This window comes from Shewanella sp. 38A_GOM-205m (assembly GCF_000518445.1).
GTDB lineage: Bacteria > Pseudomonadota > Gammaproteobacteria > Enterobacterales > Shewanellaceae > Shewanella > Shewanella algae.
Genome location: NZ_JADP01000009.1, coordinates 118927 through 145925 on the forward strand (window position 1 = coordinate 118927; position 26999 = coordinate 145925).

Genomic DNA, 26999 nt, shown 5'->3' on the forward strand with positions numbered 1-26999 from the left:
TATCTATCTTCTCAGCGGTTTTCCGGGCAGTAGGTTACTTGGGCAGTGACGCCTGATGGCCGCTGACGAAGGCATCCAGCGCGGCTCTGGCCCGGCTTTCGGCATCTGCCAGGCTGTCGCTTGCCTGCATAGGCTCAACCACCTCGTAATAACACTTGATCTTGGGCTCGGTTCCCGAGGGCCGCACTATCACCCGGGCACCGCCTTCAAGGTGGAAGGTCAGCACATCACTGGCCGGTAATTCGATGAACTCCCGCCGCCCATCGGCGTAACGCCGCTCGGCCGATTTGAGATCCTCGGTCACCAATACCGCCATGCCCGCGATGGACTCGGGAGGATTGGCCCTCAGATGGGCCCCGATATCCGGCGTTCCCGGCTTGAGCGCTATGCTCACCTGAGTATTGAGGTGCAAACCATAGTCGCGATAGAGTTGTTCCAGCCGATCCCAGATGGTTTTGTCCTGTGCAGCCAGCTCGGCAGTCAGCTGGGCAAAAGCCACCAGCGCCGACAGGCCGTCCTTATCCCACACCATGCTGCCCACTGTGTAGCCCAGCGCCTCTTCATAGGCGAACAGGAATTTATTGCTGTCGCTCTGACGCTGCATACCAACATTGGTGAGCCACTTGAAACCTGTGAGCGTGGTATAAAACTCACCGCCCTTGGCCTTGGCGATTTTGGAGAGCAAGGTTGAAGAGACTATGGTGGTTCCCAGCAGACGCTGATTGGCCGGCGCCTTGGACAATAGATAGTGGCCCAGTAAGGCCCCCACCTGATCGCCGGTGAGCATTTGGTATTCGCCATCATCACGGCGCACTGCTACCGCCAGCCTGTCGGCATCCGGATCGTTGGCACAGGCCAGCAACGCCTGATGCTGCTTGGCCTCGGTGATAACCAAATCCATGGCGCCCTTCTCTTCCGGGTTGGGGAACTTAACCGTTGGGAAGTCACCATCCGGTTTTTCCTGGGCTGCGACAGAATAAACCTGAGTAAAACCGGCATCTTTGAGCACTGTCTTGGCCATTTCTGCGCCAACACCATGCATGGCGGTATAGGCCAGGCTCACCCTTTCGGGCGCCGTTTTGTGCTGCAAGACATCGGCATGGAACACACCGCGGCGATAGTCCTGATAGAAATCATCCTGCAGCCAGATAAGTTTGCCCTGCTTGGTGGCTTCACTCTGCTCCAGCCAAGGCAGCTCTTCGTTGGCAGCCTTATCTATGCAGGCAGCAATACCTGAGTCATGTGGCGGAATGATCTGCGCGCCATTACCCCAATAGACCTTGTAGCCATTGTATTGCGGCGGGTTATGGCTGGCGGTCACAACGATGCCGGCGGCAGCTTCAAAGTGTTTCACCCCAAAGGCTACCAGAGGCGTGGCGGCCACTTTGGCGGTGAGTCGCACCTTAATCCCCATGGCGGTCAACACGCTGGCGGCATCATGGGCGAAGGTACGTGAGTCATGGCGGCCATCGAAACCTATCACCACACCGCGGCTGGCGGCATCTTTAACCTGGGCGAGCAGATACTGCCCCAGGCCCGCTGTGGTTTGGCGGATAACCAAACGGTTCATCCGCATTGGACCGGCGCCGACCACGCCCCTGAGACCGGCGGTGCCGAAGGCCAAACGGCCGGCAAAGCGGGCGGCCAATTCAGTTTCATTACCTTCGGCTTTAAGACTCAACAGCTCATCCCGAGTTTTAGGGTCGGGATCTTTGTCCAGCCAATGTTTCAGTTGCAGCTCCAGATGAGTATTCATAGGTGGCCTCTTTGACAATCAGTTTCATTCCAAAGTAAGAAAAACTCAGGTCCGCGACAAGTGAATTTGCATTAATTTTATGATTTTGTTCGGACTTTAAAGCAGCCCCTCCTACTTAAGTCAGCCCTTTGCCATCAGTATGGCTAGTTTGCAGCGGCAACGAGAACTCTTGTAGAGCCGCTCCCGGCTTGATTTGGCTTGGCTTAAATTTCTGCTTCATATCGGAGTTGGCTTATCAGCAGATTGATACCGGCATTTCAGCGGGACATATTGATGGAGATAACGTTATTGAAGATCTCCTTGTCAAATTGCTGCTCCAGTTGTTGCCGCCAGGGCATGGGACAGACACGCACCAGGAAGAACTGTTCCCGGGAGGTATCTGTCACAAATGCCATGCCGTGCTGCATCAATTCATAGTGGATATCATGGACAAACACCATGGAGAAATTCTGCCTGCCGGTAAGCTGGTTGATATCCTCACGGCTCATGCTGACCCCATGCTCTACCTGCTCGAAACGCTTATAAAGCCAGTCGGCAAACTCTTTGGCACTGACCATAGACATAATCCCATTCCTTATAGAAGTTTGAGTCACTCAAAGCGCTGTCAGCCGTTCGAGTACCAGCCGGATTGGCGATAGCATAGTGATTCTATGGCGAGTCAGGTTAGGCGGTAATCGACTGGCCATATCCATAAACTATAGTCGAGCCCGGAGTGCCGGGGAGATGAATGGCAACCTGCCTGAGACAGTCGCTGAGTTCACTGACAAAGCCCAAATGTAAAAACGCCCCACAAACCTGATTGCGGGGCGTTTTGTCAAATAGCCAAGTAGGCCGTTAAAGGATCAGAGCTTGAAAATATTGTCTTCCGAGTCCCGGTCCACCAACTTGATGAAGGGATCGACCCCGACATAGGCAGGTTTTTCGCTCAGCACCAGTTCGAGATGATTCTCGCCGCTCTTGAGCCGGTATTTCTGCAGCGACAGCACCTGTTCATCCTGTTTGAGCTTGTCCGGGTTGACCTTGAAGGCGCCTATATCAATCCACTCGTCCAGCGGTACCTCCTGCTCAGCGCCCTTCTCTGAAGCGACCCGGCGCTGGGCATAGATATCCAGACTGACTTTAAACTGGCCTTCCGGCGTTTCGGTTACCTTGGCCTCGGTCAGACGCAGGTCATAGAGGCTGATTTCAGAGAAGGAGTCCTCAATGAAACGCGCCTCGGCGCCGTCCGTATCCCGCTTCAGATAGCTGAGCAGGTCCAGAGTGGTCGGGAAAGGATCGCCGCGGAACTTGTAGCGCTCAAGGAATGCCTTCAAATTGGCATTGAGCCGTTCTTCCCCCAGGCGGTCACGGATCCCCATCATGATCACCGAGCCTTTCTGATAATGGATATAACCCTGCCCTTCACTGCGCAGTAACGGCTGTTCGCCCTTGCTTTCCGATGAGCGACCTCGCAGGTAGCGGTCAAGCTCATACTTGAGGAATCGGCGCAGCATCTGCGGGCCATACTTGTGCTCCATCACCATCAGCGCCGAGTATTGTGACAGGCTCTCGGAGATAACCGCACTGCCCTGTACATCGGCAGCACCAACCTGATGCCCCCACCACTGGTGTGCCACTTCGTGGGCCGTCACATAATAGACGGGGTCAATATTGTCCGAGTTGCGCAGGTCGGTGATAAAGCCGATACGCTCAGAGTAAGGCACAGTGTTGGCAAAACTCTGGGCAAAGGAGCGATAACCGGGAAACTCTACTATACGCAGTTGCTTGTGTTGATAGGGACCAAAAGCCTGGGTGTAATAGTCGATAGAGTCTTTCACCGACTCTATCATTCGCTCCACGTTCCAATAGTGGGCCGAATGGTAGTACACCTCGATCACTATGCCCTTGTACTGCTGCCGGTCCACTTCGAAACGTCCGGAGAGGATCGAATAGAAGTTCACCATGGGGCTGTCCATCTTGTAATGGAAGAAGTTGCGACCATTTTCACGCCATTGCTGCTGCAGGTATCCAGGTACCAGGGCCATCTGTTGGCCCGAGGTGGAAACCGTGGCTTCAAAGTCGATAAAGTCGCCGTCTACGCCAAAGAAGTTCTGCCGATAAAAGCGCGTGTCTTCCAGCTTATTGGCTCTTGGTTTGTCTTCAAGACCACGTTTCTCACGCTCGTGGCGATCGCTGAGTTCATAACCTTCCTGATACCCAAACTGAGGCAGCAGCTCGATATTATTGATAAAGGTGCCGTTTTCGACCACAGACAGATCAAAGTTAGACTCTTCAACCCCTTGGGTTTCCCGAATCAAATGAATGCGGCCGCTGATTTTCTCCCCCGGCGGCAACGGCTTGTCAAACACCAGCCAACTGATATTGAACTTATCGTCAAACTCGCCCAGAGTCGCCCCCGGTAAGGTGATACTGAGATCTTCCGCGCGGGTGTGGGACGGTAGACTGACCAGTAATTTGCTTATCGGCTTGTCCTGTTTGTTGACCCAATCAAGCTTGATATCGGCCTCGATTCGCCGTGACTCGGGATAGATATCAATGTCGGCCTTGACCGCAGTGGTGGTCAGCACGGGCAAAGACGCATACTGCTTGAATTTCTTCTCATAGTCGGCACGCAGGTCGGTTTCCTCATCATTGGTATAGTAATGATTGACCACCTTGGTCTGGTAGAAGATATAGCTGCCGCTGGCAACAAACAGCAGCACACCAAAGGCCGCCAGCAAGCGTCCCTTGGCCCCCAGCTGACCGCCCAGCAGGGCAAACCTGTGTTTCAGAGGCTGTTTCGGCCCCCTGTGATAGAGACCATAACCCAGCACAAACAGCAGCAGTGAGAAACCGCCCCAATAGAGCATATACAGGCTGTGGCTCAAGAGTCCCCAGCCGTAACCATTCATATCCGAATAAACCAGGTAAGGGGAAGCGCCGAAGTTATACAGCGAATGACCAAATCCCCAACTTGCCATCACAAAGGTCGTCAGGTAGTAAGCGACAAACAGCCCCATACCGGCATACTTGTTCGGGCTGAGCACCTGAAAGAAGAACGCCAGTACCGCCGACATCAGCAGTGGCAACAGATAGTAGAAGCCCAACCTGATGGCGTATTGAGCCAATTCGAGATTGTACTGCCCCTTGATCAGTTGGAACGTAATTGTAGTCAGGGTCGCCAACAGGTACAACAGCGCCATCACCAACACCACAGCCACCAGTTTGGAAGCCCAGAACACCAGGTTCGGCACCGGCAGACTGTCGACTATGTCCCCCATTCCGGAGTTGCGCTCACGCCAGACAATCTCGGCGCTGTAGTAGATGAGTACTATCACCATCAACAAGCCGGTGGCCCCGGCAATATTATCGACCATGTCCTGGGTCAGCGGCCAGTTGGAGGTACCATACCAACCAAAATCACCGAACATGGGCCCAACCAGGTTAAAGACGGTGAGCAGCCCCAAAATCACAAACGGTGCTGTGTAGAGCACCTGGCGGATTTCAAAGCCGACTCGAGCCTTGAACTGCGCCGAAGTCGATGGCGAGCTTGCGCGGCTCAGTTGCTGCAAAGGCTGCAATGTCGGGGTTGCAGACTGCTTGCCGGCGCGTTTGTCCTTCTTGCGAGTAAGTGTTGGTTGGCGCCAAACCTTGGCTACAAGCAGCAAGATGACCGCCAGAGAAAGCCACATGGCGCGGTTGCTGAGCATAACACCGGTCAGCTCCACCAACTGGGTGTTTTTCTCGGCTATGGTCCAGTAACGGGTAACATCGGCAAAGGTGCGCAGTGCAAAGGGATCCAACATGGCCGCCAGCGTGCGAAACTGCGGCTGACTGGCCAGCTCGCCGGTGAGGTTGTAGATAATAAGCAGTGCTACGGCTGTCAGATACAAACCCATCATGGAGCGAAAACGGCTGGCCATGGCATAAAACAGCGCCGATATCAGCAGCAGGCTCGGCGCGGCCAACAGCAGCAAGGGCAGCAGATAATAGCTGAGCCGATTTTCACCGAAACGGCTGGCATCGACCCAAGGCATAAAAGAGCCGAGCCACATCGCCAGCGGCACCATGGAAAACACCGCCATGACCACCAGATAACTGCCAAAAAAACGCCCCAACTGATAGGCCAGCGGAGTCAGCGGTTTGGAATAGATCAGTTCCTCCATCCCGTGCTGCTGGTTGCGCACCGCTGTACTACCGACAAAGTTGACCACGGCAAACATGGAGATAAAGCTCATGATCAGCAGGGTCTGGGCAATGCTGAAGGGGCTGTTCTTCAGCACCTCACCGCCACCACCTATCTGCACATTGTTGGATACAACGGATAGAAAGCTGATTAAAAACAACAGCAAAGAAACAACATAAAAAGATGGCTGCCGCAGATAGTAGCGCCATTCAAAGCGTAACATGGAAACAAACATGGGCAGTTCCTCAGGCAGCCTGAACCGGCTTGCTGTTGCGGTGGCGATGCAGGGTGCTGAAATAAAGATCTTCCAACCCCGGCGTTGCCTGAGTAAAACCTTCCGGCGCCGAATCGGCCCAGACATGCAGCACAGTGCGCCCGGCAAACAGGCGTTTGGCAATCACATTGAGCTGTTGTTCAAGCTCAGTGGCCTCGGCCTGGCTAACAGTGCGAGTCCAAATTTTTTGCTCCAAAGAGGCCACCAACTCCATGGGATTGCCCTGCAGCAGGATCTGACCACCGGCGAGCACCGCCATATTGGCGCAAAGCTCCGAGACATCTTCCACTATATGGGTCGAGAGGATAATCACCTTCTCTTCCCCCAGGCTCACCAACAAGTTGTGGAAACGGTTGCGCTCCTCAGGATCCAAGCCGGCGGTGGGTTCGTCGACAATCAACAGCTTAGGGTCGCCAAGCAGCGCCTGCGCAATCCCGAAACGTTGACGCATACCGCCGGAAAAACCGCTGACCGCCTTGTTCTTGTGTTGATAAAGGTTGGTGTGTGCCAGTAAGCCATCCACCATCTCACGCCGCTCACCCTTGTTGTTGATCCCTTTGAGAATAGCCAGGTGATCGAGCAAGTCCCAGGCGCTGATCCTGGGGTAAACGTTAAAATCCTGCGGCAGATACCCCAGGGTCTGACGCAATTTTTGCGGCTGTTTGAGAATGTCTATGCCGTCGAAACTAATGCTGCCGCTATCGGCACTTTGCAATGCGGCTATGGTGCGCATCAAAGAGGATTTGCCTGCACCGTTGGGGCCGAGCAGACCAAACATCCCTTTGTCTACCTGTAGATTTACATTATCCAGTGCCTTAACACCGTTGTCATAGGTCTTGCTTAGGGCTTCGATACTGAGCATAGTTTCCTCATGCCGGAGAGATAAATGAATACCAAGCTAGCATGATTTAAACATTACAACTTGCAAAATTTGTAACAAAGATTCAAACATTTAACATACTTTGTTCGCTAACGCCGATAACCTTTTGCTGTACAGTTTCTCGGCGGCGCAGAGATGCCGCCAGTGATGGATTGCAATATGTGCGGTACTTTGGTGCAGTACTTTGGCTCGACTAAAAGGCCTTCACTTGCTGCAGTTTCAACCCATTGAAATCCTGCTGCCCTGTGAGTCTCGGCCCCTGGTAAACCAGGCTGTCTTTTGCGCCGGCAGCAAAGGCGAGTTCCTGCAAGGCGCGCTCTTCTATCATGGTCAGGCCGCCGGCATATTCGTCGCTTGGCTGGATGATAAGCAAAGGCGCCTTGGCAAAAAGTTTTCGCGGTAGTACCCGCTTAACCAGCTGTTTGAGCAGAATTTCGGCCAGGTAAAAGTCCGCCAACGGAGTACGGACATGGTCGAAGGGATTGAGGCACTTAACTCCCTTGGTCGCGGCCAGTCGCCGCGCTTCATCGCCCACTGCCAACAGCTTGAAACTGCCCTTGTTATCCTGCTGCACTGCCACCTCAGGAATGGTCTCAAGGCTGACTTGCCCCAGACTATGACGACTGTCGGCAAGGGTGAGCCTGATACGTTTGGCGTTGAACTCGATATAAATAAGCGCCGGCTTTGTGCCGGGCAACAGCGACAACATGTTATTTCCTTATGATTTTCCTGAGCTAGTGGCCAAGAGAGCGCCTTAGCTTATTCATCCCCTGCTCCATACTGACGATGACCCTGTAATCCAAGTCCCTCTTGGCGGCTGAGATGTCGTAGTAGTGGCTGCAGGAAAGCTGTTTGGCGACAAAGCGGGTCATCAGCGGCTCCTGCTTGATAGCCAGCAGTCGGTAAATTCCTTCGAGCATGGCGCCAATAGCGTAGGCCAGAGTGGCCGGTACCCGCTTTTCCACCGCGGGTAAGTTGTCACAGGCAAGAATGCTGTCGAGCATGGCCGCCATAGTAAGGGGCTGATCGTTACTGACAAAATAGGCCTTGCCATTGCAGCGGCAAGGTTCAGCCAGCAGGCTCCTGGCCGCGCTCAGGTGGGCAAAGGCGGCATTGTCGATATAAATGGTGTCCACTAATTTATCGTCACGACCCACCAACTTGAGCCGGCCCTTGCGGCCTCGCTCCAGCACGCGGGGCACCAGATGAGGATCGCCAGGCCCCCAAATCAGGTGCGGCCGAATGGCCACTGTCTTCAAGCCCTCTTTGGCACTGGCCAGCACCAACTCTTCCGCTTCCGACTTGGAGGCGCCGTAATGGTTGAGATAACGCCTGGCGTAGGGAACGGATTCATCGATACCGGCCTCATCCTTGCCATCGAAAGTGACACTCGGCGTGCTGGTATAGACCAGATAACCAATCCCCAATTCACGGGCGCAGGCGATGATGTTTTCTGTCCCCAACACATTGGGGCGAAAATAGCTTGCTCTGCTGCCCCAGACTCCGGCCTTGGAGGCAACGTGAAAGATAAGCTCACAGCCATCGAGGGCTTGTTTCAGTGCTTGCTTGTCGCAAATATCGGCGCGCACCATGGTGGCGCCCATGGCCTCGAGCGCCGGATAATGGCCCCTGGCCACCCCCACGACCTGAATACCGGCAGCCAGCAGCGGCCGACATATGGCTTCTCCCAAAAAGCCCCCGGCGCCTGTCACCAACACCCGCTTGACTCGGGTCGCGAGTTCCCGGGCCAGCGCCAACAGCTCGGGATGAAGTTCATCATGCCCGGTTTCTTGTGGCAAAACCGCTGTCTCTTGTGACAAAGCCGCGGGCAAATCCTGCGATGAGGCTATTGACTCAGATGATTGAGATTGCGGTGCTGATGTGGCCATAGTGGTTTTCTGTCTCTGTTATCTATTTTGGTTTTCAGCGGTTTCCATCCAACTGTTTTTGCGCCCAAACGGCAAGTTGCTCGCGGAATATCTTGGCATTGTGGCGCACATCCATGGGAAAACCAGGATGCAACATAAAATGCCTGATGCCTCGGGTCACTGACTGCTTGTCGGCAAGTGCCTGCAACTCGGTAAACAGCTGTTGCTGTTCGGCTGGCGACAGGGATTGCTCAAGCTCGATGCAGATAAGCGGTACTTTTTCGGGCACAGTGCTATCAAGGAAAGTGCTATCAAGGAAAGCGCTCTCTTGGACTGTCCCCCCGCCGCCAGGCTTATTCTGCATCAGTTCAACGCCAACCAGGGCCGAACGTTTAACCTGAGGATGGGTATTGAAAATCCGCTCACAGGGAATAGACAGATAGCGCTTTTGCAGCTCACCGTCCTGAATGACATCCACTCTGTGGGCCTTGCGGCCACACATCCATAAACGGCCCTCGGCATCAAGATAACCGAGATCGCCCATCCGGTGCAATTGCCTGCCTTCATAGGCAATCTTGGCCTGCTTGTTGGCGCCTTCGCGGCGATAGTAGCTCTGGTTGACCACAGCGCCGTCAACGACGATTTCGCCTATCTCCCCCGTCGCCAACTCGAGAGTCGGCGACCAGCTGTCGATGGCCTCTTCACTGATCCCTATGATACTGACCCTTATTCCAGATACCGGCTTACCGACACAGATGCCGCCGCCCTTGTCGGTGATGGCGGCGGTAGCGCCAAGCGCCTTGCTGCCAATCATGGAAACAGGCAGGGATTCGGTGGCGCCATAGGAGTTGAGCACTTCGACATCCTCGGCCAACATGGCGGAGAAACGCGCTATCGCCTTGGGGTCGGCCGGTGCGCCGGCGGATATCACCCGCTTCAGGCTGTGCAGCCGGCGCCCGTGTCCGCCGCGTCCCAAACGGTCGAGCAAGGCGGGGTTCACGAACATATTGCTGCAGGCATAGTGCTCTATGGCGGCAAACAGGTTTTCCGGTCTGGCGGTTATCGGTTTGCTGGCATCCATTTCAGGCACTATCGATGCCATCCCCAGCGCCGGTCCAAAGAGAGCAAACAGTGGGAAGGTCGACAGATCCCGCTCGCCGGGACGAATGCCATAGTCATTTCGCAGCGCAGTTATCTGCGCCTCAAACATGCCGTGGCTGTAGACCACGCCTTTGGGAGTACCGGTGCTGCCACTGGTAAACAAGATGGCCGCCATCTGCTGCGCGCCGAGCTGCGCCATGGGAAATGTGACTGACTCGGGTGCCCTGGCCAACAAACGGCTGACACTGCTGCCTCCCCAAGGAGGGTTACGGCCAAGAAAGCCTTCACCTGCCGTCAGCAACAAGCGGATACTGGGTTTGCCCCAACCGAACAGCAATCTGGCCACATGAGCCTTGGGGATCCCAATAAAGGCATCGGGCTCGGCTTCGGCCAGACACTGCTTGAGCTTGGCGATCCCCATGCCGGGATCTACCATCACAGGGATGATCCCCGCCTTGAACAGGGCAAAGGTAAGCACAAAAAACTCTATCCCCGGAGTCACCATAAGCACGGCTTTCATCCCGGGCTTGAAGCCATAGTCGAGCAAAGCGCTGGCAAGCCGGTCGCTGTCGCTGTCCAGGGTCTTGAAATCAAGCTCCTGATAACTGAACTTACCACCGCAGCGACGCTGCACGGCAACCGCCAGGTCCTCGCTCTGGTTAATGGCCGCCTGCTTCAGGTGGCGACACAAGTTGTGCCCCTTGGCGGAGTTTGCCTCTGGGGCCGGTTCATTTGCGGCCACTTGCGAGTCTTCGGCGGGTGGGAACATCTCAGTCAGCGCTCCCGGCTGAGGTTGTTTCCGCCGATGCCTTTTCTTTAGGGTTAGATGTTTGTTCGTCGGCGCTTTTAGCCACTGCCGTTTCATCAATAAAGCGGCGAATATGGGCTATCACCTCATCACTGGCGTCTTCAAGAATATAATGGCCGCAGTCGGCAAAGGCGTGCAGCTCGGCTTTGGGCAGGCGCTGCTGCCAACCTTCAAGGAAGTGCCGGTCAAAGACAAAGTCCTTGAGACCCCAAAGAATAATGGTCGGCACCTGGGTAAACTGCTGTAAACTGGCATCAATCGACTGCACCAAGTCCCAGTTTCTGTCGCCGGGCTTGAGCGGAATATCCTGTACAAACCTCAAAGTCGAGATTCGATTTTGCCAGGAGTTGAATGGTGCCACATAGGCGCGGCGCACATCCGCAGCCATGGGCGCACGTTTGACTCCCACATAGGAAGCCGCGGACGAGAAGGCATTGAAGCCCCGCACCAGCAGGGTGCCAAGCGCGGTATCGCGGCAGATTTTCAGCGCCAGCGGCAAGGGCTTGCTCTCTGGCAAACCGAAGGCGGCGGTATTGAGCAGCACCAGGCGTTTAATCCTCTCAGGATAGCGGGCGGCATAGCCCATGCCTATCATGCCGCCCCAGTCATGCAGCACCAGTGTGATATTGCTGCGAATATCCAGACTGTCCAGCAGTGCTTCCAGATCGTCGATACGCTGCGCCAGCGTGTAGTCATAGGCATCATCGCCCGGTTTGTCGGACAAGCCGCAGCCGATATGATCCGGCACCACACATTCATATTGGTCGCTTAACGCCTGCACCAGGTTACGGTAGTAAAAAGACCAGCTGGGGTTACCGTGCACCATCACCACGGCATCGGGGCGTTGGCCGTTAATCCCGGCGGGTTTTTCATGCACATAATGCAGTTTGTGGCCGCCGAGCGTGATGAAATGACGCTTGAACGGGAAGAGTGTATCTAGGGTGGCCATTGGCTATCCTGTTGTTAATTTTGGTTATTTAGGCACTATTCTAATGGGCCCTGTCGAATGGGCATTGTCTAAAACCTGTATCAAGGGCTTACCAGCGCAGCCCCAGCATCATGCAGTTGAGTCCCGAGCCTATGCCAAGAAAGCTCACCCGGTCGCCTGCCTGCAAAAAGCCTTCACCGTGGGCCAGCGCCGCCGACACAGGCAAAGAGACAGTGCCCATATTGCCAAGGCGGGCAAAGGTGGGAAACTCTTTGTGCTCGGCAATGCCCAGGGCGCCCAGTACTTGCTTTCGGTTGGCAGCCCCCACCTGATGACAGATAACCTTATCCACCTGTCCGGCAAGCCACTGGCGCTGCTGCAAAAACTGCTCCCAGGTCTGGCGCGCCAGCTCCACCCCCTCCTTCAAAAGGGCAACGGCATCTGTGCGCATCACCTCGCGGTAGAGGCGGTTACCGACCTCGACAAAACCCCACTGACACATCTGATGATGCTCCGGCGCCGCCAACTGACTGGCACCGAGCAACTGATGCTTGCGGGAGGTGGTAAGCGGCAAGCTGCCATCCGTGAGGATAACGGCCACGGCACCTGAGCCGCCGGTCAGAGTGGCCAGAGACGCCGCAAAGTTTGCCATGCTGGGTTCGGCCAGCATCTGCTCTATGGACGCCTCGACTATCTCCCGGGATGATTCACAGGACACCACCATACCGGCGCGGATCTGCCCCAGCTCAATACGGTTGGCCACATCCAGAATACCGGACAGGACTCCCAGGCAGGCGTTGCTGATATCAAAAACGGCGCAGTCGCGCCCGATACCTATGGCAGAAGCCACAGCGCAGGCCGTGGCCGGCTCATGCTGGTCACGGCAAACGCCGGTGTAAACCAAGGCGCCCAGTTGTTTGGGCTCCAGCCCAGTCTCGGCCAGCGCCTTTTGGGCGGCGCACACTGCACCTTGGGAAACCTTGAAGCCCTTGGGCCACCAACGACGCTCCTCAATGCCCGTCAGGGCAGCGAGTTGCCCAATGGGGATACGAAACTTTTGATAAAGCGGCGCAAGCCGGGATTCCAACTCGCGGCTGGACACCATTTCCGGCGCCAACTCATAAGCCAGACTATTGATATACACACGGGAATAATTCATGAAAAGCCAATCGCTCTCTCGGGCGCTCTGTGCCCTTGTTATCTTTTGGGGTCGTGATAATTAAGTCTTATGCCCCAGGCTGGCGTCATTTGACCAAGAAACGCCGGGGTATTCAATAAAAAACGCATTAAGCCGGTACTTGGCGCCGACTAATTCCCCGCTTGAGAGACATCTCTGTCCAAGCGGGCGTTGTTGTTTCATTTATCGGCTACCAGGCAACCAGGCATGGATTAAGGCATTGCGCGGCGTGGTGGCCTGCTCACAAAAGGCGCCTAGCTGCACCCGGTAACCGGCCTCCAACAGGAAACAGACCCTATCGAGCAGCAGATACCGTTCAATAACCGGCCGAAACAGATGTGCCGCCAAGTCAATACGGGCGGTTAATCTGCGCCTTTGCTCCCCCAAGCGCTGATAGGCGGCAAAATCCACCGCCTCAGGCAATAGCATTCCCTTTTGCGCCGCGGCCCAAAGACAGAAGTCCTCGAAGCTGCCGGACAGCTGACTCTGCCGCACAGCAGGCAGTGGCAGATAAGTGTCCTGAGCACGCAGCTCACGCTGCAGACTATCGAATCCGAGCCGCCAACTGACCTCTTTGATCCTGTCGGCGCGCGCCTTTTGATTGGCAATAACACTGTGATTAAGCGGCAGTTGCAGCGCCGTCTTATCCAGTCGCAGCGCCTGCTCTTGGGCACTTTGACTCAAGGGAGTGATATCGCCGGAGGGCAAGAGGTGATAACAACAAGGGGAAACCGAGACCACAGCGGTACCACTTGCAACCGCGCGGCGCAGCAGCGTCAGGTGCAGCTCGCCGCAGGCATGCAGCGCAATGGCATGCTGCTTGGGCTTGAGATAACAAGGCTCGGCGGCAAAGGCATCGGCACAGACAAATTGCTGCGGCAAGTTACGTTTTTTTGCCGCTAGCTCGCCGGCTTCGCACAAAGATGCTTGCCACTCCAGGCTCAATACCGCCTTGCCGCTCAAGGCGCTGAGCAGGCGCCCGAGATGCCCTTTTCCGGCGCACCACTCCAATAAAGGAAAGGGGTTGTTATGGGTGGCGATGGTATTGGCAAAGCGGCTTATCTGCTGCCATTTTCGGCCCTTTATACCGGCACTGAGCCGGGCCTCGGTTGACGCGCAGAGCTTAGGTTGGCCATTATCCTGCTCAGGTGCCGGATAATCAAAGAGGTGCCAGGCAAAGTGTCTCTTGTCCCACAGGGCCAATTCCTGCTCGCTCAAGTCTGCAACCAAGGCCGGCCAGAGGGTTGCCAACAACAATGACTGACTGGCATCCACAGTCTCGAGCGCATCGTCATCAATAGCCCAGAGCGCTGCGGCCAGCTTGGCAAAGCGCTGCTGCCAGGGAAGCTTGTGGTGCTCGAAACTCCTGACACTCCATAGCGCGCGGCTTGAGAGCAACAATTGACTGAGCTGTCGAAGCTCTGCTTTCACCTCGGGCAAGCTGCAATCAACTGCCGTCAGCCGGGTGTCAACCCTGCCAGCCACTGGCTCGGCTTGCCGGGGGGAATTCTGTTGGCAGTCACACATTTTACTGGCCCGATTAACTTAAAGGGGTCGCATTATAGCCCCTGGTTGCCTTTGAGGAAAATAGCGCCACCCAAGCAGGAAACAGGGGCAAAGCCTGCGAAAAAGCTGGGGTTGAGTCTCCCGCTTGCTGATAGCTTTACAGCCAAGGGGAAAAGCCAGCAGTAAGGACTAATTCACATAACAATTTGATTAAAAGTGGATTATTGTTTCAATAAACCATGTCTAAAGCCCGAATTATCATCTTTCCTGGCGGCCTGGCAACGAAAGCTGCCGCCGCTATTTTCAGGTATAAATCCGCTCAAAGCTGTTACCTTTGCACCTGCCGCAATAGACTGGTGCACTCAAGCTGACAAAACAATCGAACGAACTCAATCTAACGAACTCAATCTAACGAAATGGTCGAGTGAAATTGGTCGAGCGAAATCAATCGCGCCAATTCATGGCGCTACACTCCGCCGCTGAACAGAATATTGATAAGAAGGGTGTTGAATGATCCAATCTCCCTGTGTGGCGCGCTGCGGCCTCAATGAAGACGACTTTTGTATGGGCTGCCTGCGCCATATAGATGAAATCGTCAATTGGAGCCGTTGCCCGGATGAAGAGAAACGCGCCATTATTGCCAAACTCCCAGAGCGAAAATGCGCCTTTTCGGGCATGGAAAACAGCGGCATTATCAGCAGAACCAAATACCTCGAGGCAGAGGCCAGGCTTGGGCGCAGCGACAAGAGTAAAGCAAGTAAAAAAGAGTGAAACAGCTTTAAGCGTTCAAGGCAACTAAGCCTTCATAAAGAAAAAGACCGCAATCGCGGTCTTTTTGGAATTTATGGATCACTCAGTCATTACTGCTCTGAGCTGACATTCCCAAGGGAACTGGCGGCACCGCCATTACCGTTGTGGGAATGGTGAGTTTCTGTGAGGCGACGCATCAGCGGCAATACTGCCAGCGCGATAAAGGTACAAACCAGCGCCGCTATCCCCAACTTGTTGAACAAGCTGGTGTAGATGGGCAGAGTCTCAAGCGGATCGGTTATGTTCTTCGGCACACTGGCGAAGTTGGCCACCACACCACCCAGATACTGAGAGATGCCCGAGGCGACAAAGTAAGCCCCCATCATAAAGCCCCCCATGCGCTCAGGTACGTAACGGGCAATCATAGCCAAGCCCAAACCACTGACCAGCAGCTCACCGAGTGAGTATGCGCCGTAACCCCAGATCATCACCCAGGAAGAGGTCTTGCCATCGACGGCGAACATACCGGCAAAGCTGTAGATGAAGAAACCCAGCGCCACTACGGCAAAGCCCAGTGCGAACTTGGCGGCGATGGAAATATCCTTGTTGTTACGTCCGGCAGAGGCATAAACCCAGGCCAGTACAGGACTGAGCAACATGATCCAGATAGGGTTCAAGGCCTGGAACTGCGCCGGTGACCAGGTCCACAGATCGATACCAAAGGCCTGGAAGTTCCAGTCGACGTTACGCAGGGCAAACAGCGCCAGCGAGGTAGACATCTGTTGGTAAAACACAAAGAAGAATACGGTTTGTACCGTCAGAACCAAGGCGGCTATCAAACCGGCCCGTTCACTGGTTTCACTGTTTTTAATCAAGTAGATAAAGATACCGAGTACGGCGGCACCAGCGGTGTAAACAAAAGCGCGGGCCACATCTTCATATTCGAGGATAAAGGCTGAAGCCACTACAGACAGAGCCGCCAGGCCGAGTACCGCAAACAGCTTATTCATTTCCACCGGACGGGTATCCGGCTCCGAGCCATAGTTGGCCAGAGTCTTACGCATCATGGCGTAGTTACCCAGGCCTACCAGTAGGCCCACGCAGCAAACGGCAAAAGCCGCATGCCAGCCAAACTCGTTGCCATAGTTGGCGTTGACGTAATCTTTAATCCAGGGAGTCAACAACATGGAGAAGGTGGAACCCACGTTTACCGCCATGTAGTAAATGGTAAAGGCGCTGTCTATCTTGGAGTCGTCCCCTTCATAGATTTTGCGCACCAGGTTACCGGCATTGGGTTTGAACAAACCGTTACCGACAACGATTACCCCAAGGGCCGAAAACAGGAACCAGGTGTTTTCGGTCGGCACTGTCATCAAGGCATAACCCAATGACAGAATACCGGCACCGAGCAACATGGTGCGCTTGGTACCGAGAATTTTATCCCCGACCCAGCCACCAATCGCCGGCGACACATAAATCAATGCGGCACAGGCACTCCATACCAGGTTGGCGCGACTGTCCTCAAACCCTAGACGCTGTACCATGAAGTACACGATAAGCGCCTGCATACCGTAGTAACCGAAACGTTCCCATAGCTCGATAAGTGACACAGTCATAAAAGAATGCGTCTTGCTTACCTTAGGAGACCCTAATGTCATTTTGCTTGCTTCCATCTTGATTTGAAATAATTGTCAGACGAGTATAAGACTGCTGGCCGCACAATCCAACGCAAACTCTGGGGCAAAACACACTTTGTCGCAATTCTCCTACTCAGCTCAAATTCCATTGGCGAATTTTTCAACAAAACACTTACCTTCAGTGGGGAAAACAGAGCAAACCCAGCTGCCACAGGGGTTTCCACTAATTAATGAGAATTTTTATCAGTTCCAAAATCACCACCAAGGCGACTTGAAAACAGCATTTATCAGCGTCTATGACATAAAAAAACCGTCCTTGAATGGACGGTTTTTGCATTGAATGGCTTAAGCCTTATCAGGCCTTTCCAAAAGAAGCGGTCAATCTTTGGCCGCCATTCTAGCCTTGAGATCGGCAAAAGGATTAAAGGTGGCCGGCGCCTGTTTGGCTTCACTGGTGTCGCCGTACTGCACCAGTTCTTCAAACCTGGAGTGCTCGTTGTCATGGCAGTAGAGACACAACAGCTCCCAGTTGGAACCATCTGAAGGGTTGTTGTCGTGATTGTGATCTCTGTGATGCACAGTCAACTCACGCAAGTTCTTGTGGGTAAACTCCCTGGCACAGCGGCCACAGACCCAGGGATAAAGCTTGAGCGCCTGCTCCCGATAGCCTTTTTCACGACTTGCCTGATACTCACGGGCCTGCGCCAGCACCCGATCCAATTTACTCTGTTCTGCCATCTTTCTTTTCCGGTGAACGGGCCCTTAAGGGCCCTCTACATATTCTGCGCTGGACAGATGCAGATAATGCAGGTGCTTCTCATACTGAGTCACCACATCTGCCTGGATCTGCTCTTCCGTATAACCCATCACATCATAATACTGTCCGCCGTGTTCGAGGAAGACTTCAACCCGGAAGTAGTTATTTTGTGACTCATCCTCAGCTCCTGCCTGAGTCTGATGGGTCACAGGCAGCGTAAAGGCGCGGATCCGCAAGCCATAGACAAAGGTCTGCACCTCTTCATTTTCGATGACCAACCTCACCCTGTCTTCATCGTACTGGAGATCGGCATTGATACCGCGGGACAAGAAGCCCTGAGAGACCTTGGACAGCGCCGGTGTCGCCACGTTGTCGACAAAGCGCCGCGCCTGCTCGTAGGAGGGATGCGACACCAACACATCTATCCTGTCTTCCCAGGACACGCTGGTTCTGGCGTACTGTACACTGGTGGTATGCAACTGCACGCTGTTGATCTTGAGCCAGTCATCCTGCAACGCCTTGAACAGGCCAAAGCAAATAAGCAGCATCACCAACAAGAACGGCATGGCACTGGCAATCGCTGCCGTTTGCAACGCCTGCAAGCCACCTGCGAGCAGCAGCACGGAGGCAACCACACCTTGCATCAGGGCCCAGAAGATCCGCTGCCATACAGGCGCATCGGCATCGCCGCCTGAGGTCAGGTTATCGATCACCAAAGAGCCTGAGTCCGACGAGGTCACAAAGAAGGTCACCACCAGACACACAGCGATGACTGACAGCAAACTGGAAAGCGGCAAGTGCTCGAAGAAGGTAAACAGGGCGACTGACACATCGGTAGAAACCGCGGTAGCCAGATATTCGGCGCCATGGTTCATGATGGCATCTATCGCCGAGTTACCGAAAACCGTCATCCACAGGAAGGTGAAACCACTGGGAACAAACAAAATCCCCACTAGGAACTCACGAATGGTGCGGCCGCGGGAGACCCGGGCGATAAAGGTACCGACAAAAGGTGACCAGGAGATCCACCAGCCCCAGTAGAGCAGAGTCCAGCCACCGAGCCAGTCATTCTTCTGCTCGTAGGCATAGAGGTTAAAGGTCTTGCTCACTAGCTCACTCAAATAGCTGCCGGTGTTTTGCACGAAAGACTGCAGCAGAGCAACCGTTGGACCAAACAGCAGTACTATCATCATCAGCACAAAAGCCAGCCCGAGGTTAAGCTCACTTAAACGCTTCACCCCTTTATCCAGGCCGGAAAACACAGAGCCGGTGGCGATAAGAGTGATACCTATGATCAGTGCCACCTGCACAGTGCTGCTGATAGGGAAAGAATCACCCAACAGATAGTTGAGTCCCGAGTTAACCTGCAATACCCCGAAGCCCAATGAGGTAGCCACACCAAACATGGTGCCAAGCACGGCAAAGGTGTCGACGCAGTGGCCTATGGGGCCATAAATACGTTCACCAATCAGAGGATAAAGGGCACTTCTTGGCAGCAGCGGCAGCTTATGCCGATAGCTGAAATAGGCCAGACTCAAGGCCACCACCGCATAGATGGCCCAAGCGTGAATCCCCCAGTGGAAGAAGGTGATCTTCATCGCTTCTTTGGCGGCTTCAACTGTCTGGGGATCCGCGTCCGGCGGTGCCAGATAGTGCATCACAGGTTCACCAACCCCAAAGAACATCAAGCCTATGCCCATACCGGCAGAGAACAGCATGGCAATCCAGCTCTTGTAGCTGTAATCCGGCTCGGCATGATCCGGCCCAAGCTTGATATCACCGAAGCGACTCACCATCACAAAGATGATGAATACCAGAAAAATGGCCACGCCCATGATGTAGAGCCAGCCGGCCTTCAACTCCAGCCAGGATTGAGCTGACTTAAATAGCTCCTGTGCTTCATTCGGCCAGACGGCACACACCAACACCATGAAGGCGATACAGATCACTGACGAAAAAAACACCGGAGGATTAATACTCGACTTAATCAAATTTTGCGCTCCTTTTTACGGATAAAACTGCGCTGCCTGCGATCAAGTTCCTAAGTTACCGCTGAACTCGGCCGGGGACAACGCTTATCCAAAGCCACACCAAAAGCTTATAGGGTGTTTATGTGCAGTGTGTGACACCCTTCCGCGGACAAGCTCTCGGCTTGATAAAAATGGAAGAGATAGGACCCACCGGGATCAAAGTGTTGGCGGGACAGACAAGATTACCGTGGCATATTGAATGGCAATCGACTCGGACACAAACTGCTACTTTTGGCAACAATCGGCGCTGATTATACACAAAAACGGACAAAATGGGGAGTCTCTGGCGACTCCCGCTCACAGAATCAGCCTTTTCCTACTCGCCGCTCTTGGGGGTTTGTGAAATACCCGCGGTCAGATTAAAGCGCATCGCCTCCTCGAATGACCAATCCACCATGATCAAATCCTCTCGTTTGACCAGACTGGTGACCCCGGCCATCTGATAGGAGAGTTGAAACAGCACAGGCACCCAGTCCCCTTCGGGCAAGGCATCGAGCAGCGGCTGAGGCGGCTTGTCCGTCATAATAAAGCCGACCACAAAACCGCCGTTTGCCTGGCGCACCAACACTGTTTGCTGCGACTTGGGCTTACTGCCATCTCGGTTCATCAAAGAAGCAATATCGCGAATACTGCCATAGACAGACTTGAACAGGGGAAAGCGCATCAACTGCCGTTCAATCCAGCTCCAGAGCCAAACGATGGGGCTGACAGAAAACAGTAAACCGGCAACAAATACCAAGGCTGTGACCAATATAAAACCGGCTCCGGTAAATACAGTGTCCATGCCCACCAGAGAGAAGAGTAACTTGCCCAGGCTGTCGAGAGATTCAAACAGGGACCAGAACAGCCAGAGACTAAGCGCCATGGGCAGCAGATTAAGCAAGCCGCGGATCAGGGTTTGTTTCATTGAATTCCTCTTGATATTTAAGACGGTATAGGGCGCAGGACAGAGGCTCAAAGGAAGGTTTCTCGGCCGCCCCTTCCCCAACAGGCGCTCAACTCTGTATCCTGACAGAGACGCAAATCGATAGCAAAATGTTGTGCATTACCCCGGGAGGCCGCAGGGTCTCCCGGGTGCGACAAGGAGAATAACAGCATGCGCGTAACCCGACTGGATCACCTGGTGTTGACCGTCCGCGACATAGAGCAGAGTGTCGCCTTCTACCAAAAACTGGGCATGAAACGCCAAACCTTTGCCGATAACAGAACGGCGCTGCAATTTGGCGATCAGAAAATCAACCTGCACCAGCTTGGCCGCGAATATTACCCCAATGCCGCCAAAGCCCAAAGTGGTTCGGCGGACTTGTGCTTTATCACCTGTGGTTCACTCGAGGATGTTATGGCGCATCTCAATGCCGTGGGTATCGACATAGAAGAGGGCCCCATCGCCCGTACCGGCGCCACAGGCCCGATAGACTCAGTCTATATTCGCGATCCTGACGGCAACCTGATCGAGCTGGCAGAATACCGCGTTGACTAGGCTGGGCTTTGACGAGACTGCTTTGACTAAGTCCTATGTTGACTAAGTGCTCTGTTGACCAAGTGCTCCGTTGACCAAAAGCTCCGCTCACCAAGAGCTCCTTTGGCCGGGCGGTGCAGCCTACCGAGCTGCACCAGCCTGCACTGGCACAAAAAAGCCGCTTGAATGCAAGCGGCTTTCTCTAAGGCTCGCGGATAAGAGCTTAAAGCTCTTTTTCCATCTCCTCGTAGGAGACATGGCGTACATCTTTGCCCTTGACGTAGTAAATCACGTACTCACAGATGTTTTTGCAGCGGTCCCCTACCCGCTCAACCGCGCGGGCAGCCCAGAGCACATCCAGCACACCTGGGATAGAGCGGGGATCTTCCATCATGTAAGTCATCAACTGGCGAATGATGCCTTCATATTCCTTGTCCAGCTTGGCATCTTCCTTGTGCAGCTCCAGCGCCGAGTCGGCGTCCATCCGTGCCAATGCATCCAGGGTCGAGTGCAACATACGGGTGGCATGGCGCCCCATGGACTCGATACTGACCAGCAGCGGCTGCTGATTATTGCTGCGCTTCTCCTGTGCCGCCTTGGCGATACGCACACAGGCATCGCCGATGCGCTCAAGATCGGCAATCGTCTTGGAGATGGCTATCACCAGACGCAAGTCACTGGCCGCCGGCTGACGCTTGGCAATGATACGGGTACACTCTTCATCTATCATCACCTCCATGCCGTTGACCTTGTGATCGCCCTCGATCACCTGTTGCGCCAACTCGGCATCCAGGCTGCCCAGGGCATCCAGCGCCTGTTCCAACTGCCGCTCCACCATGCCACCCATGGCCAGCACCCGGTTGCGGATATCTTCCAACTCGGCATTGAACTGGCCTGAGATATGTTTATTCAGGTTCTTGTTTTCCATTTGCTTCCCCTTGCTCGGACGCAGCGTTTATCAACCGTAGCGGCCGGTAATATAATCTTCGGTCTTACTCTGTTTTGGCGTAGTAAAGATAGTGTTGGTATCCGAGTACTCAATCAGCTCGCCCATATACATAAAGGCAGTCTGATCCGACACCCTGGCCGCCTGCTGCATGTTGTGGGTCACTATCACCACTGTGTACTTGGACTTGAGCTCGGTGATCAACTCTTCGATAGTCAGGGTCGAGATAGGATCCAACGCCGAAGTCGGCTCATCGAGCAGCAAGACTTCCGGCTCGATGGCTATCGCCCGGGCAATCACCAGACGCTGCTGCTGACCACCGGATAGCCCGAAGGCGTTGTCATGCAGCCTGTCTTTCACCTCGTCCCAGATGGCGGCGCCGCGCAGTGAACGCTCACAGGCTTCATCCAGCTCACGGCGGTTACTCACGCCCTGCAGGCGCAGGCCATAGACGACATTTTCATAAATGGACTTGGGGAAAGGATTGGGGCGCTGGAACACCATGCCCACATTGCGTCTCAGCGCCGCGACATCCACTTTCTTGTCGTAGATGTTTTGACCATGGAGCAAGATCTCCCCGTCGATATGGCAGTTATCCACCAGATCGTTCATCCGGTTGATACAGCGCAGCAAGGTGGACTTACCGCAACCACTGGGGCCGATGAAGGCGGTGACCTTCTTCTTGGGGATCTTCATGGAAACATCAAACAGCGCCTGCTTGTCACCATAGCGCAAATCCAGGTTACGGATCTCCAGCGCCGTCTCTTCGGCAGGCAGGTTCGCCAGATCCAGCGTCTCAGTATTCATTACCGATGAGTCTATCGAAATCATATTCTGTCCTATCACTTCAGGATAATCGTCAATTAGTGTTCAAGCGAGCGGTACTTTTCACGCAGATGGTTGCGCACGCTGATAGCCGTCAGGTTGAGTGCCACGATCACAGATACCAGCAGGAACGAGGTGGCATAGACCAAAGGTCTGGCAGCTTCTACGTTGGGGCTCTGGAAACCAACATCATAAATATGGAACCCGAGGTGCATAAACTTACGCTCAAGATGCACGAAGGGGAAATTCATATCCACAGGCAAGGTAGGCGCCAACTTGACCACACCCACCAGCATCAGTGGTGCCACTTCGCCGGCGGCGCGGGCAACAGCCAGAATAAGCCCTGTCATAATCGCCGGGCTGGCCATGGGGATAATAATCCGCCACAAGGTTTCGGCCTTGGTGGCCCCCAGTGCCAGGCTGCCCTGACGCACTGAGCTTGGAATACGTGACAAGCCTTCCTCGGTGGAAACTATCACCACAGGCAGGGTCAGAATCGCCAATGTCAGTGCCGACCAGATAACCCCGGGAGAGCCAAAGGTGGGCGACGGCAACGCCTCTGGATAGAACAGCTGATCCAGCGAGCCCCCCAACATATAGACGAAGAAGCCCAGACCAAACACCCCGTAAACTATCGAAGGCACACCGGCGAGGTTGATCACCGCGATACGTATCATCTTGGTGATCGGCCCTTTCTTGGCGTATTCGTGCAGATAGATGGCGGCCACCACACCGAATGGTGTCACTATCACAGCCATCAGCAACACCATGAATACTGTGCCGAAAATCGCCGGGAACACCCCGCCCTCTGTGTTGGCTTCGCGGGGATCGTCACTGATAAAGCGTCCCAGACCAACAAACCAGTGGCCAACCTTGTCGATAAAGCCCATGCGGTTGACATAGCTGACATCCAGCACCGAATCCAGGCTGAGGGTCACTTCTTCGCCGCGCATGTCGCGTACTATCACAGAGTCACGCCCGGCTTGCTCACGCAGAGAGAACAGCTGCTTTTCCAACCCTTGATAATGCTGATCCAGTTGCTGACGCTTGGACTCAAGCTCGGCTTTACGCTCAGGCGTCAGGGCATCGTCAAGCTCATAGCCACGTTCTTTGAGGCGCAGACGTTCCAGCTCATAGTTAACCGCGCCTATGTCCTGCTTCTGCAGTGCCATCGCCTGATCGGCCAGGTCCACTGCGCGCTCGATATGCTCCTCGAGTGAGTTCTGCACATCGCCGCCGAGCTCCAGCCGCTGGCCCTTCTCAATCACGGCCACAGGGTAGCCGTAGAAGTTACCGTTCTTGGTACGCTCTATCATGGCCAAGCCTTCCGGGGTGGAGCGCGACACAATATCTGTCTCCAAAATCCAGCGGAAATCCAGGCCGACAAACTCACGGTTACCCGTCTTGACCAGATAGCGGGTCACAAACTCACCCGGCTCTGAGTTGAAGTGATAACCGGCGGATTTCAACCGCTCGGTCGGCACTTCTTCTCTGTCGTACAGCTCTCCTATCAGGGTGTAGCGCTGGCCTTTGTCATCCTGCATCTCCCACTGATAGATATCCGCGGGCCAGAAATAGCTCAGGCCACGCCAGGCGATGAGTAACAATAGCCCCAACACCGCAATCAAACTCAGGCTAACGGCGCCCCCTGTCATCCAGATCCAGGGAGAGCCTGATTTAAACCACTTACCCATTGCACAAACCCCTTAAGGTGATTGGCGAAACATCTAGTGTTCTATTCATAATTTATCTCCCGTTACAGTGAGCTGTAGCGGTCGCGCAGACGCTGACGCACCACTTCGGCCACAGTGTTGAACAGGAAGGTAAAGATAAAGAGCACAAAGGCTGCGAGGAACAATACCCGGTAATGAGAGCTGCCGATGGCCGACTCCGGCATTTCCACCGCGATATTGGCCGCCAGGGTCCGCATCCCTTCAAACACGCTCCACTCCATGATGGCGGTGTTCCCCGTGGCCATGAGTACTATCATGGTTTCACCCACGGCGCGGCCAAGGCCCATCATGACTGCCGAGAAGATCCCCGGGCTTGCGGTCAGCAGCACTACCCGGGTCAGGGTCTGCCAGGGGGTCGCTCCCAAGGCCAGGCTGCCGTTCGACAGGTGACGCGGCACAGAGAAGATGGCGTCTTCGGCAATGGAGAAGATGGTTGGAATGACGGCAAAGCCCATGGCAATTCCCACCACCAGCGCGTTACGCTGATCGAAGGTGATCCCCAGCTCATTGGTGATGAACTGGCGGGTGTCGCCGTGGAAGAAGGCCACTTCGATTGCCGGGCTGATGGCAAAGGAGAACCAACCGACAAAACAGATAACCGGGATCAGCATCAGTTCCTGATAGGTTTCCGGCAGTATCGCCTTGATGCGCCCCGGCAGCTTGGACCAGGCATAGGCACTGGTCACTATGCTTATCGGCAACAGCAACAGCAAGGCCAGAATGCCGGGCAGATGCTCTTCAATCAGCGGTGCCAGCCAGAGACCGGCCAGGAAACCGAGGATCACTGTCGGCAGGGCTTCCATGATTTCAATGGTGGGCTTGACTATGCTGCGCACCTTGGGCGACATGAAATAGGCGGTATAGATGGCGCCGGCAATCGCCAGAGGAACGGCAAACAGCATGGCATAGAATGCCGCCTTGAGCGTACCGAATGCCAGCGGCATCAGGCTGAGCTTGGCCTCGAAATCATCTGAGCCGGAAGTGGACTGCCAGACAAACTGCGGCTCAGGGTAACCTTCGTACCATACCTTGTTCCACAGAGCGCTCCAGGAAACTTCCGGGTGATCGTTGTCAACCGCGTACAAGTGCAGCTTGCTGCCATCTTCAATGATCAAGGCATTGGAGCGGGGGCTGAAGCCCATAACACCCGGCGCCTTGAGATCGAACTTCTTGTCGAACAGCTCGCGCTCACTCGTGGTGTAAAGCAAAGACAGTTCACCCTCGGGGCTCACAGTGGCAAAGCTCTTGCGGTAGAACTCAGAGGCTATGGTGTCCACCTTACCCAAACCGCTAAACTCGCGGATCTCTTGATAGACACGGCCGCGGTCGCTGGCCACCTGAAAATACTGGGCCACCACACCGTTATCGTAGCCGACCAGTAGTGAACTGGCGCCCGCCAGCAGGCTCAAACTGGTGACCTTGGCCTTGGCTTTCTCGACATCTATCACCTGTTGCAGCGAGATTTCATCCACATACTGAATGTTGTAGACAAAAATCTTGTTGCCGGACTGCAGCAGCAGTTGGCGCTGATCCGGGGTCATGAGTTGATGTTCAGTACGGGAAGGCGCATCCGGCAGTGGCATGGTTTGTGTGTTCCACTCCACTTCCTCGGTCATCATGTTCTCTTCGCCGACCATCTTGGTCAGTTGCCAGCGATTCTGGCTGTCCTGGTAGGCAAAGCTCATGCTCTCCGAGCTATAGCCGAAGGCGAGATTTTTGAGTGGCGAGCCATCCTCGGCAACCGTCAGTGCCGACTCCCCCAGTGGATACTTGACCTTGGGGGTGATCAGACGCTGGTTATTGGGATAGCTGACACCAAACTCGACCCCGGCCAACAAGAGTTGACCGTTATCCAGTCCGAGGGCAAACAACTGCTGGCTTGGGGCACTGACGGCGCTGCTGACCACTTTGCTCGAATCTGGCACAGGCAGTTTCACCTGTTGGTGCTGCTGATCGCCTTTGACCCTGAAGAAATCCACCACGCCTTGGTCACCGACCCGATAGAGCAGTTCATTTTGCTCGTCACTGCCCACCATCAGCGTCTTGTCTGAACTGGCCGGCAGACTCACTTCGGTGACGGGTTCAACACTGGCGCCGTCAAACACCGGCTTAATCACGTAAAGCAGATAGAAAAAGATCAACAAAAGGGCGACGAACACCATGGTTCCGCCCACTGTTACCCCTATCTGCGCGGCCTTATCCTTGAAGGCTCTGCGGCCGGAGCCCTTGCTCACCAACAGATCTTTCGACGCAGAAGCAGGCTGAATGACCTGACTTTCCATTAAGAACCTCTATTATTAATAGCTGTTAGGCTTTTTTACCGAATTAACCGTACGTTATTGCGTTTCGGCCAACCCAGGTAAGACCATCCCTTATCGAGTGGCTGGGATTATATGACG

At 54.6% G+C, this 26999-nt stretch carries 20 protein-coding genes; 2 read left to right on the plus strand and 18 right to left on the minus strand.

Features of this window, described 5'->3' with window-relative positions; all coding sequences use genetic code 11:
• Positions 1–34: 34 nt before the first annotated feature.
• From N512_RS0110625 to N512_RS0110670, 10 genes are all read right to left on the minus strand, one after another.
• A complete protein-coding gene (locus N512_RS0110625) occupies positions 35–1756 on the minus strand; it encodes a phospho-sugar mutase (protein ID WP_028780315.1) in 1722 nt (573 codons plus the stop codon).
• A 257-nt stretch (positions 1757–2013) separates the two neighbouring features.
• On the minus strand, positions 2014–2319 hold the full coding sequence (locus N512_RS0110630; RefSeq protein WP_025009827.1) for a hypothetical protein: 306 nt from the start codon (positions 2317–2319) through the stop codon (positions 2014–2016).
• 279 nt (positions 2320–2598) lie between these two features.
• Positions 2599–6156, minus strand: coding sequence for an ABC transporter permease/M1 family aminopeptidase (locus N512_RS0110635; protein WP_028780316.1), 3558 nt, complete (start codon positions 6154–6156; stop codon positions 2599–2601).
• 10 nt (positions 6157–6166) lie between these two features.
• Positions 6167–7057, minus strand: a complete 891-nt coding sequence (locus N512_RS0110640; RefSeq protein WP_025009825.1) for an ABC transporter ATP-binding protein — start codon at positions 7055–7057, stop codon at positions 6167–6169.
• A 211-nt stretch (positions 7058–7268) separates the two neighbouring features.
• On the minus strand, positions 7269–7784 hold the full coding sequence (locus N512_RS0110645) for a rod shape-determining protein (protein WP_028780317.1): 516 nt from the start codon (positions 7782–7784) through the stop codon (positions 7269–7271).
• A gap of 25 nt (positions 7785–7809) precedes the next feature.
• Entirely contained in the window at positions 7810–8874 is a 1065-nt protein-coding gene (oleD, locus tag N512_RS0110650) for a 2-alkyl-3-oxoalkanoate reductase (protein WP_371873725.1), read from the minus strand.
• A 124-nt stretch (positions 8875–8998) separates the two neighbouring features.
• On the minus strand, positions 8999–10813 hold the full coding sequence (gene oleC / locus N512_RS0110655; RefSeq protein ID WP_037474744.1) for an olefin beta-lactone synthetase: 1815 nt from the start codon (positions 10811–10813) through the stop codon (positions 8999–9001).
• A gap of 1 nt (position 10814) precedes the next feature.
• Entirely contained in the window at positions 10815–11801 is a 987-nt protein-coding gene (locus N512_RS0110660; protein ID WP_028780320.1) for an alpha/beta fold hydrolase, read from the minus strand.
• 88 nt (positions 11802–11889) lie between these two features.
• Positions 11890–12939: a 3-oxoacyl-ACP synthase III gene (locus N512_RS0110665; RefSeq protein WP_028780321.1), complete on the minus strand. Its 1050-nt coding sequence runs from the start codon at positions 12937–12939 to the stop codon at positions 11890–11892.
• A 201-nt stretch (positions 12940–13140) separates the two neighbouring features.
• The gene (locus N512_RS0110670) at positions 13141–14442 is read right to left on the minus strand and encodes a class I SAM-dependent methyltransferase (RefSeq protein WP_231473562.1); all 1302 of its coding nucleotides are present in this window, start codon (positions 14440–14442) and stop codon (positions 13141–13143) included.
• A gap of 534 nt (positions 14443–14976) precedes the next feature.
• Between N512_RS0110670 and N512_RS0110675 the strand changes: the two genes are divergently transcribed.
• A complete protein-coding gene (locus tag N512_RS0110675; protein WP_028780323.1) occupies positions 14977–15234 on the plus strand; it encodes a DUF1289 domain-containing protein in 258 nt (85 codons plus the stop codon).
• An 89-nt stretch (positions 15235–15323) separates the two neighbouring features.
• On the opposite strand, the gene N512_RS0110680 is transcribed toward N512_RS0110675, so the two are convergent.
• The 4 genes from N512_RS0110680 to N512_RS0110695 form a co-directional block, all read right to left on the minus strand.
• Positions 15324–16871 carry a peptide MFS transporter gene (locus N512_RS0110680; RefSeq protein ID WP_028780324.1) on the minus strand — a complete coding sequence of 516 codons (1548 nt, stop codon included), beginning with the start codon at positions 16869–16871 and terminating at the stop codon, positions 15324–15326.
• A gap of 357 nt (positions 16872–17228) precedes the next feature.
• Positions 17229–17588, minus strand: a complete 360-nt coding sequence (locus N512_RS0110685) for a YajD family HNH nuclease (protein WP_025009816.1) — start codon at positions 17586–17588, stop codon at positions 17229–17231.
• 24 nt (positions 17589–17612) lie between these two features.
• Positions 17613–19598, minus strand: coding sequence for a BCCT family transporter (locus N512_RS0110690; RefSeq protein WP_028780325.1), 1986 nt, complete (start codon positions 19596–19598; stop codon positions 17613–17615).
• A gap of 355 nt (positions 19599–19953) precedes the next feature.
• A complete protein-coding gene (locus tag N512_RS0110695; protein ID WP_028780326.1) occupies positions 19954–20544 on the minus strand; it encodes a DUF502 domain-containing protein in 591 nt (196 codons plus the stop codon).
• 189 nt (positions 20545–20733) lie between these two features.
• Here N512_RS0110695 and N512_RS0110700 point away from each other — a divergent pair, with 189 nt between their 5' ends.
• Positions 20734–21117 (plus strand): VOC family protein, encoded by a 384-nt coding sequence (locus N512_RS0110700; protein WP_025886618.1) that lies wholly within the window; start codon positions 20734–20736, stop codon positions 21115–21117.
• A gap of 202 nt (positions 21118–21319) precedes the next feature.
• Here N512_RS0110700 and phoU read toward each other — a convergent pair whose 3' ends face one another.
• The 4 genes from phoU to N512_RS0110720 all read right to left on the minus strand — a co-directional run bounded on the left by phoU (position 21320) and on the right by N512_RS0110720 (position 26882).
• Positions 21320–22024 carry a phosphate signaling complex protein PhoU gene (phoU, locus tag N512_RS0110705; protein ID WP_028780327.1) on the minus strand — a complete coding sequence of 235 codons (705 nt, stop codon included), beginning with the start codon at positions 22022–22024 and terminating at the stop codon, positions 21320–21322.
• A 30-nt stretch (positions 22025–22054) separates the two neighbouring features.
• Entirely contained in the window at positions 22055–22873 is an 819-nt protein-coding gene (gene pstB, locus N512_RS0110710) for a phosphate ABC transporter ATP-binding protein PstB (protein ID WP_025009812.1), read from the minus strand.
• 32 nt (positions 22874–22905) lie between these two features.
• Entirely contained in the window at positions 22906–24561 is a 1656-nt protein-coding gene (gene pstA / locus N512_RS0110715) for a phosphate ABC transporter permease PstA (protein WP_025009811.1), read from the minus strand.
• A gap of 62 nt (positions 24562–24623) precedes the next feature.
• Positions 24624–26882 (minus strand): ABC transporter permease subunit, encoded by a 2259-nt coding sequence (locus N512_RS0110720; protein WP_028780328.1) that lies wholly within the window; start codon positions 26880–26882, stop codon positions 24624–24626.
• Between the last annotated feature and the right edge of the window lie 117 nt (positions 26883–26999).